Raw genomic sequence first — 12141 nt, forward strand, 5'->3', positions numbered from 1 at the left:
TTAGTTTAAGGCGATGCTTCCCAACGCCTGTATCTGAATATTGTTGTCAATCTCACTGAAAGAAACGACCGTCACATTGGGATAGAACTGATCGATCAGTTTTTTGAAATAAATCCGCACCATCGGCGATGTAAGTACGATTGGCACGCTGACCAGCTCTTTAATCTTGCCGATCTCGGTGGTGGAGACATTGATAATCTTCTGGATTGTCACCGGATCAAGAGCCAGGTAAGACCCCGTATCCATCTTTTTCACGGAAGACATAATCATATTCTCTATCTTTTCATCGAGACTGATCACCTTCATCTGTCCCGCCTCGGAGAAGCGGTGGGAAATAGTCCTCTTAAGCGCCTGTCTTACATACTCGGTCAGCATATCGGTATCCTTGACCTGGGAGCCGTAATCGGAGAGTGTCTCAATAATCGTCTCCATATCCCGGATCGGGACGCCTTCCCTGAGAAGGTTAGCAAGCACTTTCTGGAGATTTCCGACCGTAATGACGGACGGGATGGTATCATCCACAATAGTGCTGTTGGTTTTCTTTAAATTCTCCAGCAGGTTGTTGACTTCCTGCCTGTTTAACAGTTCATGCAGATGTTCCTTGATAATCTCCGACAGATGGGTAATGATAACCGAGGTCGGATCGATCAGGGTGTACCCCGCCAGTTCGGCCTGGATCTTCTTATCCTCGCTGATCCATTTGGCCGGAATGTGAAATGCGGGATCCACGGTCTCTATTCCCGGAATGTCGTCGCTGTCCTCACCGGGCGCCAGCGCAAGAAAGTGATCCGTCAGGATATCTCCCCTTGCCACCTCTTCTCCCTTCAGCAGAATACTGTACTGGTTGGGATTGAGCTGGCCGCTGTCCTTAATTCGTACGGAAGGAATGACAAATCCCATCTCCACGGCCATCTGTTTTCTGAACATGACGACGCGATCAATGAAATTCCCGCCGCTGGACTCGTCGACCAGCGGAATCAGACTGTAGCCGAATTCCATTTCGATCTGCTCCACACTCAGCAGACTGTATACATTTTCTATGTTTTTGTAAAAGGATGCCTCACTGGTCACTTCCGTCTCAATGAGACCGGGAGCGGCAGCCGCTTCCTCCGCGATGCTTTTTTCTTTTTTCTGCAGGTAGTAGCCGCCCCCGATCATGATCGCCGAGATGACGAGGATCTGAGGTACCGGAAATCCCGGAATCAGCACAAGGCAGAGAATCGCCGAGCCCGCAATCATAATCACCTTGGGCTGTGCTAAAAACTGGCTGGCCACGTCTTCACTCAGGTTGTTCTCCGATGCCGAACGCGTAACAATCATACCCGTTGCCACCGAGATCAGCAGCGCCGGAATCTGGGATACCAGTCCGTCACCAATGGTAGCTGTCGTGTAAATCTGCATGATATCGGAAAAGGTCCCCTGATGGTTGGTAAAACCGACGATAAGACCGCCTATAAAGTTGATCAGTGTGATGATAATGGAGATGATAGCATCTCCTTTTACGAATTTAGTGGCACCATCCATGGAACCGAAGAAATCGGCCTCCCTCTGAATCTTGGAACGCCTTGACCTGGCCTGGTTTTCGTCAATCAGTCCGCTGTTTAAGTCGGCGTCAATGGCCATCTGTTTTCCCGGCATGGCGTCCAGGGTGAACCGGGCCGCAACCTCCGCTACTCGCTCCGAACCCTTGGTGATGACGATAAACTGTACTAAAACGATAATCAAAAAGATTACAAAACCAATGACCACATTGCCTCTGATGACAAACTGGCCGAATGTCTTTACAACCTGACCTGCGTCTCCGTTATTAAACAGGATCCGCCTTGTGGATGAGATATTCAGTCCCAGACGGAACAGCGTCGTAATCAGAAGGATAGACGGGAAAATGGAAAATTCCAGCGCCTCTCTGATATACATGGTCATACACAGGATCAGGAATGACAGTGTAATATTGATTATGAAAAAGAAATCCAGTAAAAAGGTCGGCAGAGGGATGATAATCAGGAATATAATCCCGATTACACCGGCTGTCACCAGCATATTAAATCGTTTCAAGACAATCCACCATTTCGAATGATATTCCTGGTATTGATAATCTCACTGACTTTCACGCCAAAGTTATCATCAATCACTACTACTTCACCTCTGGCAATGAGCTGTCCGTTGACGATAATGTCCACCGGGGCGTCCGCGGCCTTATCCAGCTCGATCACCGTTCCGTTGTTAAAATTCAGAACATCCCTGAGCTTGCGTTTTGTTTTTCCAATTTCCACGCAGACATTCAGAGGGACATTCATAATGAGGCCAAGGTTGCCCTTCACCGCTGGTTCCGCCTCCTGGCTCTGTACCGCCGGATGAACCGCGCCTCCCAAATTTTCGGCCTGCGTTGCTAAAGCTCCTGTTGCCTGCTGTACGGGGATGGATGATGCCTGCGCCTGACCGGCCGCCATACCGGCTCCCGCTTCGATATTCTGCAGATTTAACGCCCTCTCCAGTTCCAGTTTCTCCTTATTTGAGGCTATTTTCTGTTCCATGGCCTCTTCTATGCTCTGGAACGCTTCTTCCGACAGACACTGGATAAACTCGCTCTCGATCATGTCATTGATTACGAGTTTATAAGTGATTACGTTCGTAGTGTCTTCTCCGTCTCCGCCCATCACTTTCTCCAGCTTTAAGCCATCGTCGGAGAGAAGGAGCTGGCAGGATGAAGCCCTCATTCCGGCGCCCTCCACCAGATATTCGGAGATAGCGTCGGCCGCGGTTTTTGTCATCTGACTCATAATCTCGCCTGCGGCGCTGACGGCCACCTCATCGAACAGGAAATCGGGCTCCGGAAGATCATCGTTGCCCATCAGTTCATTTAAAAATACCTGCATGTCCCTCTGACGGAAAATCATAGCGATCGTTCCGGCCGCCCCGTCGGTGAGACAGAATTTAACAAAAATCACCGGTTCTAAAAGAGCGTATTCCACCTCTTTTACCTTCATCTCCTTTAACTGGGGAGATTTTATTTCAATATTGGATTTCAGTATGGACGAAAGGGATTCTCCCGATCGCTTTGCAAATAATCCCATAATGTCATGGAAAATCACTACCTGTTCATTCGTCATAACCCTCAACTCCTCTTATTTCTCTTTCCTTCTGCCGAATCGTTTTTCTTTCTTTTCCTTCTTCTCTTCTTTCTCTTCCTGCTCCGCCTGAGCCTCCTTGACACTTACCGGAAGCAGCTTGTAGAGCTTCTCCTCGATAAAGCGGGGATTTTCACCCTCCTGGATGGCGAGTACTCCCTCCATCACAAGGTTTTTACAGATAAACTCCTCTTCATGGCGCATCTTCAGCTTGGAAGCGATGGGAAGAAATACAATATTGGCAAGGAAAGAACCGTATAATGTTGTAATCAGGGCTACGGCCATACCGGATGCAAGCACATCCACGTCCTGCATGTTGCCCAGCATCAGGATCAGACCGATCAGCGTTCCTATCATACCGAAGGCCGGGGCAAAGGCGGCTCCCTTCTCGTAGAAAGCCCGGTCCAGGGCATGGCGGTCTTCCAGCTGCATCAGTTCTGTCTCCATCAGTGTTTTAACTTTTTCCTGATCCACGGAATCCACTACCAGCATCAGGCTGTTGTAGAGAAATGGATCGTCGATCTCCGTCAGTTTGTCCTCCAGGGACAGGAGACCTTTCATTCTGGCCTCCGTCGCCAGGTCGACAATCTGCTGTATTACCTGCTTGGTATCGAATTTCTGAGGCCTGAATACGATTTTTAAGTGTTTTCCAATTTTCTTGAAGGAACTTCCGGGAAATGCGATCATCATAACGCCGATGGTTCCTCCCACTGTGATAAAAAGGCTGGGGATATCGCCGAATGCCTTTAAGTTCGTAAAAATGAACCTCATGGTATCCGAATCGAACATCATGCCGAATAATACAAATCCTACCGCCATTAATAAACCGAATATTGATAAAGCATCCATAATGTTGTTTCCTTCTCACTTAATCTTTTTCTTATGTCCTCAATTTACTTCATTCTGTCCAGCAGTTCTCTGAATGTGTCTCTCTTAAATTCCACGACCTTATCAATTACCTGTTCTTTTTTCTCCCGGACAAGCAGGTGCTTTCCGTTTGTCAGCAAGATCGTCGTGTCCGGATTCTCCGTGATAATCTCGATCAAATCGCTGTTGAGCACGAACTGTTCTCCGTTCAGTTTTGTCAGTGTAATCATAACCTCACCTGTTTAACCTTTCTCTCTGCCTGTCCGGGTTATCTATACTCGTAATTCCTGTCTTACCCGCTCACTATCGCTTCAGGTTTACAAGCTCCTCAAGTACCTGGTCGGATACCGTGATTATACGGGAGTTGGCCTGGAATCCTCTCTGGGTGACAATCATATCCGAGAACTCCGTTGAAATATCCACATTGGACATCTCAAGAGCCGAAGAGCGGAGGGAGCCTGAACCGCCGTTGCCGGGCTGGCAGGCTTTTGCCTCTCCAGAGTTGGAAGAAGCGGTAAAATAGGAGTTACCTATCTGCTCCAGACCGTATGGGTTATCAAAGGTTACCAGATCGACACGGCCAATCTGGAGAATTCCAAGCTGTGGGTGAGTAATCTGTACAATACCGTCGGAGAGAATTGCGATCGGGCAGTCCGACAGCGCCTGTGCTCCGCCCTCAGTTCCGCTTTTAAGCGTAAATGACTTATCTCCAAGCCCCAGGTTCTTCGCCTGGTAGGAGGCGGTTGCCTTACCTTTCTCAGGATCCGCAGCAAATTCAATTGAATCGCTACCGGCATCGTCCGCCGCCTCATCCGGGCTTTTTCCACCATTGGCGCTCTTGAAAGCCGTTGAAATAGAGTCAAATCCTTTATGCGTCAGTTCAATGCTCTGTCCCGGTTTCTCCATACTTCCTGCAGTAAGCACCTCTGTCAGCAGAACCGATTTCGGGCTTACGCTGTCCGATGAAATTTTCCCTGTGAATTTCCTAATGTCGGATCCGTCCGTAATCTTTGCCGTAACCTCCCAGTATGCCAGCTCCGTCCCGTCGGCCTTATGGTAAACGGCGCTGTATTCTACATCGCCTTTTGCCGTAAACATCGGGCTGGTGCTGACGGTCTTTGGTTTCATTCCGCCAAAGATTTCTTTGTTATCCATAGTCATGGTACCGGGATTTATACCAAAATTTGCTTTTACTATCTCCTCACCGGTCAGAGACACGGCAAAGTTACCCATCTCCGGCTGTGAGGAAATAGTAAAGTTTCCTGCCGGATGGGTCTGGCCTCCGTTCGCTTCGGAGATCGCTTCGTTCATTTTATTTGAAAAATCATCCAGTGATGTGAATCGGGCAGTCGGATTGACACGGACTGTGATTGAATTGGATGTAAGTTCACTCGTATTGATCTTTATATCGGATCCATCCGGAAGTGTATCATCTAACTGAAAGCGAAAAGTAACATTTGCCGCATCATTTGCATTTTCTGATGTGATGGTATATTCAACCTCGTTGATTGTTTCCTTTGCTTCTGCTTTCGATGCAGAAAGACTTGGAACAGTGAGGTGAATCTTTTCACTGGCGGCCGCCTTACCCATTGGATTACCTGATACGCCGAGTACGGTGTATCCATTGCTGTCTACCAGATTATTTGTGCTTGGATCCACATAGAGCACGCCCGCCCTTGTATAAAACGTATTGCCAAATGCATCCTGAACCTGGAAAAATCCTTCTCCCGTGATAGCAAGATCAAGGCCCCTGTCGGTACTCTGCAATGCGGAGCGTCCCATGTTCAGATCGATGCCTCCAAGCTGTACACCGTATCCTACCTGGCTGGCATTCTTGCCGCCCGTATCATTATCGCCTCCGGTTGCACTCTGGAGTGTCTGGTAAAAAACATCCTGAAATCTGCCCCGGCCTGATTTAAAGCCAAAAGTATTTACGTTCGCAATATTGTTGCCGATTACATCCAGTTTGCTCTGGTGTGCTCTCATGCCCGATACTGCGGAATAAAGAGATCGTAACATATTAAATTCTCCTTTTCCGAACCGCCCCATCCGTCCGACATTCGGGATGGGCATTAGCTTCCAAAAGGACCAGCTATATCATAACGGTTCCATCAATATTCGTGAAGATCGCGCCTTTCAGGCTCTCATCACTGACAACGGTTACCACTTTGTTATTTTTCAGATTCACCACATAAGCGGTGGAATCGACCAGAATCAAAGGTTCTTTAAGTCCCTTCTCCTCTGCCAGGCGCACCCCCTCATTGAGACGCTCCAGATTGGCGGACGATACATCCACATTTCTCTCCATCACCCTGTTCACGGCGTGCTTCGAAAATGAGAGTTTGCTCTCCTCACTGATTTTCTGCTCCAGAATTTCCTTAAACGAAGTCTCCGGTTGTTCCTTGTGCTGTTCCTGTTTTTGAATCTCCCAGGGATTTCCGGTGCAGATAGGTGACTGTAATCGTTTGTTATATAAAAATGAATCCATACAGTGCCTCCTTTCTCCTGATATCTCTGTTTTAAGTTTCCTGTTTTTGCTTCCTTCCCCGTTATAATCGCGGGGCGCCTTTTTACTGCGCTGTGTAATACGTACCGTTACTCGCCGCTGTTATTCTTTTTGTCATTATCATCTTTGCCGCTGTTGTTTCCGTCGCTGTTTCCACTGTTGGAATTATCTGCTGGCGGGGTCTGGACTTCCATGATTTCACTCATTTTATACGGTTTGTCGTTGACAAAAACCAGATACTCGTTGTCCACCAGGGAAATCTTGTTGACAATTCCCTTTGTCGTGTCCAGCTCACCGCTTACCGTCATCTTTGAGGCAACCACGTATTTTCCCACCATCGATGTGATATAGGTGCTCTTGGAATTGTAGGCCATCTCTTCCATCTGCTGCATTGTCGTAAACTGGGCAAGCTGTGTTACATACTGCGTATCATCCACAGGATTCATAAAATCCTGGTTTTTGAGCTGGGCTATCATAAGCTGCAGAAAATCGTCCACCGATACCTGTTGATCCTCGGGATCCGCAAAGACTGCATCGATATTGTTTCCTGTCTGGTTCGTCTTATCGGTTCCGTTGTAAGTATAGTCGTTGACCTTGTTTGTAGGGGTCGTATAGTCTGTATTGACCGGCATCTTTCTCCTCCTTTCCCTTTATTAAATATAGGCGGAAAGCCGTCCATACTCTGCGTGAAGGTCAATGGTTCCCGTTAACCGGTCCTCCTCACCTTCCTCTTCTTCACCGTTTCCCGCAAAATGCCTGCGTGTATTCCCGGCTCCGTTTCCCTGCTGGTTTCTGAAAAATCCCTGTTCATAATTCATCATCTCCATGCCGCCCTGGCTGTTGTGATAAATCTCCTGAACTTCCGCATTCAGCGGCTGCAGTGACTCCTTCAGATGCATCATCTCGCTGGAAAGCAGCTTCTGCGTATCCAGATTACTGACTCCGATACTTAAGGCTACCTTACCTCCCGACGATGTCATATGTACCAGGATTTCTCCCAGTCCCTCCGGTTTCAGACGGATGGTAAACTGGTTCAGCTGTTTGGACAGCCCCTCTTCAATTCCTGTCTTAAGCTGGTTTGTCAGCGGTGTCGCATCGGTAACGCCCCTGTTGCTCATCACCGGCGCTGCGGTTCCTCCCGAAAGTTTAGCTCCAACCATACGCTCAAACGGTAGGAATGACTGCTGCTCCGCTTTTTTCTGAAGGTCTTCCAGTGTTACAGCTCCCTGTTTTTCTTCTGATTCACCGCTCTCCCGTACTTTTTCTCCTGGGGCCGCGTGATCCAGAGAAAACCACTTCGTAAATTCATTTCCTTCTTTGGTAGAATTTTCTGTCTGCCCTTCACTGTTTTCCGTCTGTGTTCCCGCCATAACCGCTTTTTCAAATATCGGCTGCGGTTCCTTTGAGACGGCTGTTTCTTTCAACTCCCGGTATCCGTTGTTTGCAGACGGCTGCTTAACGCGGTTTTCCAGTTCCGCCGGAAAGTTTTCTTTTCCATTTGCGGCTGCTGCTGTTATATCCGTTTGCTGTCCTTCCGTTGTACGGTTATCAGTCACATTTTGGAGAACTGCCTGCTGTCTTACATTTTCCAGAGCGCTGTTTTTAATCTCCTGGCTGCTGTCCGGAACCAGCCTGGATTTTTCCTCCGCATTACCGGAAATTATCTCCCCTGCCATTTGAAAATAACTGACTGCCGTTATTATGGAATCCTGCTGAGGTTCCGTACCTTTTTCTGCCACATTGTTACTTTCATCCGGCTTTTCGGCCACCCTGTTTTCATCCTGGTTATTCCGGTTATCCAGATTGGTCTGGCCGCTCAGCGACTCGGCTTCTCTCTGATCCTTTGGCGGTTCCTGTTTTTTTGTCTTTTCCGCCGTTTTCTCCGTCTTTTTTACGGGTTCATCACCGCGGCTTTTGGACTGTTCCTTCAGGATTGATAAGAAGTCTCCCTGGCTTTCCTTTTCCGGTTTCCTGCCCGCCTTTGTTTCTCCTGTACGGACTGCCGCTTTCATGATCTGCACATTCATAATCTCACCACCTTTCCCGGCAAATCAAAATTTAAATCATTTATTTGGAAACGCCACGACGTGCAAAAGACTCTGAGACATGTTCGGAAATAAACTCCTCCTGTTCTTTCTGCTCACTGTGACGATATTCCTCCATTTGTTTTTCCTTCAGCTTTTCCAGCTTCTTTACCTCCCTGGACGCTTCAATTACTGCCTGCCGCTGCCTCTCAATCTCAGAGTTGCGGATCAAAATATGTTTTTTCAGTTCTTCCAGCTGCGTTTTACCACTTTTTATGACAGCCGTAAAAACATTAATTTGATAAATGGTTGTTCCCTTTTGGATTTCACGGTTCATGTCCCCATGAATCTGATCCATCTGTTCCAGAATTACTCCCTGCCTTGCCTCCATTTCATCGCGCTCTGCAATCAGCCGTGCCATGGTTCCCTTTTCTTTTTCCAGTATCTGTTCCTGATAATTCAGCATTCTCGCAAGTGAAAACGAAAATTTCTTCATACCTTTTTCCCCGATTCATCAGAATTTATTCGGTTAATTTAATCATTTTGAGTACCGTCTCGTCCATGTCAAAACTCTCGTCCGTTTTCTGCTGTAAAAATCCGTTGATTTGATCCATCTTTGCCAACGCCTCATCCAGATCCTTGTTACTTCCCTTTTTATAGGCGCCGATTGCCACGAGATCCGCATTATTTTCGTATACGGATAACATTTTTCTTATCTTGTTGGCCGCCTCTTTCTGTTCCGGCAGCACAATCTCGTTCATCAGTCTGCTGATACTGTTCAGAACGTCTATAGCCGGATAATGATTTTTCGCGGCCACCTTTCTGGACAGAATAATATGTCCATCTATAATTCCACGGACCGTATCAGATATCGGTTCATTGGTGTCGTCTCCTTCCACCAGAACCGTATATATTCCTGTAATTGAACCTTCCTTAAAGTTCCCCGACCGTTCCAGGAGCCTTGGTAACTCCGAATAGATTGAAGGTGTATAACCTCTTGCCACCGGCGGCTCCCCCACACTCAGACCGATTTCCCTCTGAGCCATGGCAAATCTGGTAAGGGAGTCCATCATCAGAAGAACATCCATTCCCTGATCCTTAAAATACTCGGCAATTGCAGTGGCCGTCATCGGACATTTCGACCGCATCATGGCCGACTGGTTTGAAGTGGCCACAACAAGAACAGAACGTTTTAATCCCTCTTCCCCCAGGTCGCGCTTTATAAATTCCACAACCTCACGGCTTCTCTCCCCGACCAGCGCAATGACGTTGACATCCGCCTTCACATTTTTAGCTATCATGCCCATCAGCGTACTTTTTCCCACGCCGCTGCCCGCAAAGATACCCATTCTCTGGCCCTTGCCGATGGTGAGAAGACCATCAATAGCCTTGATTCCCATCTGGATGACGGTGTCAATCTGCGGACGTGACATGGGATTGGATTTCTGTCCGCTGATTTTATAGTATCTTCCCGATTTAATGTCCCCCAGGTCATCCATCGGATAACCAAGGGCATCTACGGTTCTTCCTATCAATTCATTACTCACCGCAATATTTAATTTGTGCCCCGTGTTTTTCACGGCGCTGCCGTATCCTATGCCCTCTATCTCATCATATGGCATAAGCAGTACTTTATTTTCACGGAATCCGACTACTTCCGTGAAGACTTTCTTGGAACTTCCGGGAATCTCTATGCTGCAGACATCACCTATGTTACATTCGGGTCCTATCGATTCTATGGTCGTTCCTACAATTTTATCAATTTTACCTAAATACTGGTACAGGCTGGTATTTCTCAGCTGGCTCTCCATCCGTTCTATATCCATAAACTTCCTCCGGTAACAGTCAGTTTTCTTCTCTGTATTCATCCAGAAACTTTTTCAGATTTTCCAGCTGTACGGAGATAGAGGCATCCACAATGCCCTCTTCTGTCTCTACTTTTACATCGCTGTATGGAATATCATCTTTTTTTATCTTAATGTTTCTGCCGCTCTGTTCCCTGATGGGTTCCAGCTGCTGTTCCAATTCTTCAAACATTTTATAAGCGCGGTTCGAAAGATGGACCGTCAGGTCACTTTTACCCGCCTCTTCCCTGAGCACCGATTTGACAAGCTCTAAAAGCGCCTTCTCATCCTTTTCCAGTGTCTTTTTCAGGATTTTCTCCGTCATATTAAAGGCCAAATCCAGAATATCCCGGTTAAATTCATCAAACATATCCTTCTGGACCCGGTTCAGCCCGTCTATCTCCCGGTTAAGGATCTCCAGTCTTTCTTCTACAAATTTTTTTGATTCCCGGATCCCCTCTTCGTAGCCCTCTTTCCTGGCAGCCTCTTTCAGACGTTCTGCTTCCGTCTCGGCGGTATTTACGATTTTGTCCCTCTGGGCGTAAGCATCCTCTAATAATTTCGATGCCGATTGTTTTGCCTGGATTCTGGCATGTTCCAGAATCTGCTTTTTCTCTTTGGAGATCAGTTCATACTTTTTACGGTACTCTTCCTCCCCGACAGAATCAGGTTCCTTTACCGGCTCCTCCACGTCGTTTACATGGTAAAGATTGACACGGAAATCTTCCAGCACTGCCTCATCTGATTTTATAATCTTAGACAATTATCTCATCCTTTCCATCCTTGGAAATTACGATCTCCCCATCCTCTTCCAGTCTTCTGATGGTGCCTACAATCCGCTGCTGAGCCTCTTCCACATCACTCATCCTGATATTCCTCAGGTATTCCATATCCGTCTGGATACTCTCCCTCATACGGTTGGACATATTGGAGAATATGGCGTTCGTCACTTCTTTATTAGCTACCTTAAGTGCAACGGCAAGATCCTTGGAATCGATATCCCTGATAAAACGCTGGATAGAAAGCGGATCCAGATAAGCGATATCTTCAAATACGAACATCAGCTTTCTGACATTCTCGGCAAGCTGTGGATTCTTGATGTTCAGTTCGTCAAAGATATCCCGTTCCGTGCTTCTGTCCACGTGGTTCATCACGTCGGCTATGTAGTTGAGTCCGCCCACTTCCATGGCTTCTTCCGATTCGGAAGAGCCAATCTTCCGTCTCACCACGTCCTCCACAATCTTGACAGCCGTGGGATAGGCCCGATCCATGTTGGCCACCCTCTCCACCACGTCAATCTGTGTCTCCCTTGGAAGATTCACAATAATACGGGACGCCTGTTCCGGTGTTGCATAGGAAAGTATCATAGCAAGTGTCTGAGGGTGTTCATTCTGGACAACGCTCATCAGACTCTTATAGTCTACCTTTCTGATAAAACCAAATGATTTGGTCTTCAGGGCCTTGGTCACCCGATCCATCAGGTTCCTGGCCTGCTGCTGCCCAAATGCCTTTTCAAGGACCTCTTTCGCATAGTCCTTGCCGCCCTCGGATATTACCTTCTGTGTGACGCAGCACTCATAGAATTCTTTCGAAATATCCTCTATTTCCGCCTCATTCAGTCTCGGAAGCCGGGCCAGTTCTATGGATATCTGTTCTATTTCCCCGTCATTCAGATACTTAAACACTTCGGAAGCCGTTTCCGCACCGATGATACTGATGACGGCCGCCGCCTTCTCCGCGGGGTTCATCATTGTTTTCTCTTCATCTGCCAT

12 protein-coding genes are annotated in these 12141 nt (G+C 47.5%); all 12 read right to left on the reverse strand.

Translation table 11 applies throughout. The features are described 5' to 3' along the window. Nucleotides 1-2055, reverse strand: coding sequence for a flagellar biosynthesis protein FlhA (flhA, locus tag EJL91_RS08515; RefSeq protein WP_125141513.1), 2055 nt, complete (start codon nt 2053-2055; stop codon nt 1-3). Continuing rightward, on the reverse strand, nt 2052-3110 hold the full coding sequence (gene fliN / locus EJL91_RS08520; protein WP_125141514.1) for a flagellar motor switch protein FliN: 1059 nt from the start codon (nt 3108-3110) through the stop codon (nt 2052-2054). Before fliN ends, flhA begins: the two co-directional genes overlap by 4 nt. A 15-nt stretch (nt 3111-3125) precedes the next feature. Next, nucleotides 3126-3977: a motility protein A gene (locus EJL91_RS08525; RefSeq protein WP_125141515.1), complete on the reverse strand. Its 852-nt coding sequence runs from the start codon at nt 3975-3977 to the stop codon at nt 3126-3128. Between the two features lie 44 nt (nt 3978-4021). After that, complete coding sequence (locus EJL91_RS08530) at nt 4022-4225, reverse strand: flagellar FlbD family protein (protein WP_125141516.1); 204 nt, start codon at nt 4223-4225, stop codon at nt 4022-4024. 73 nt (nt 4226-4298) lie between these two features. Continuing rightward, nucleotides 4299-6014, reverse strand: a complete 1716-nt coding sequence (locus tag EJL91_RS08535) for a flagellar hook-basal body complex protein (RefSeq protein ID WP_125141517.1) — start codon at nt 6012-6014, stop codon at nt 4299-4301. 73 nt (nt 6015-6087) lie between these two features. Further along, a complete protein-coding gene (locus EJL91_RS08540) occupies nt 6088-6483 on the reverse strand; it encodes a TIGR02530 family flagellar biosynthesis protein (protein ID WP_125141518.1) in 396 nt (131 codons plus the stop codon). Nucleotides 6484-6590: 107 nt separating this feature from the next. Beyond that, complete coding sequence (locus EJL91_RS08545; RefSeq protein WP_125141519.1) at nt 6591-7133, reverse strand: flagellar hook assembly protein FlgD; 543 nt, start codon at nt 7131-7133, stop codon at nt 6591-6593. A gap of 21 nt (nt 7134-7154) precedes the next feature. Next, on the reverse strand, nt 7155-8528 hold the full coding sequence (locus tag EJL91_RS08550) for a flagellar hook-length control protein FliK (RefSeq protein ID WP_125141520.1): 1374 nt from the start codon (nt 8526-8528) through the stop codon (nt 7155-7157). Nucleotides 8529-8568: 40 nt separating this feature from the next. After that, on the reverse strand, nt 8569-9021 hold the full coding sequence (gene fliJ, locus EJL91_RS08555) for a flagellar export protein FliJ (protein ID WP_125141521.1): 453 nt from the start codon (nt 9019-9021) through the stop codon (nt 8569-8571). A 25-nt stretch (nt 9022-9046) separates the two neighbouring features. After that, entirely contained in the window at nt 9047-10351 is a 1305-nt protein-coding gene (gene fliI, locus EJL91_RS08560) for a flagellar protein export ATPase FliI (protein WP_125141522.1), read from the reverse strand. Between the two features lie 19 nt (nt 10352-10370). After that, nucleotides 10371-11132 (reverse strand): FliH/SctL family protein, encoded by a 762-nt coding sequence (locus EJL91_RS08565; protein ID WP_125141523.1) that lies wholly within the window; start codon nt 11130-11132, stop codon nt 10371-10373. Then, nucleotides 11125-12141: a flagellar motor switch protein FliG gene (fliG, locus tag EJL91_RS08570; RefSeq protein WP_125141524.1), complete on the reverse strand. Its 1017-nt coding sequence runs from the start codon at nt 12139-12141 to the stop codon at nt 11125-11127. Before fliG ends, EJL91_RS08565 begins: the two co-directional genes overlap by 8 nt.

The sequence above is a fragment of the Clostridium transplantifaecale genome, assembly GCF_900626075.1.
In the GTDB taxonomy this organism is placed as follows: domain Bacteria; phylum Bacillota; class Clostridia; order Lachnospirales; family Lachnospiraceae; genus Otoolea; species Otoolea transplantifaecalis.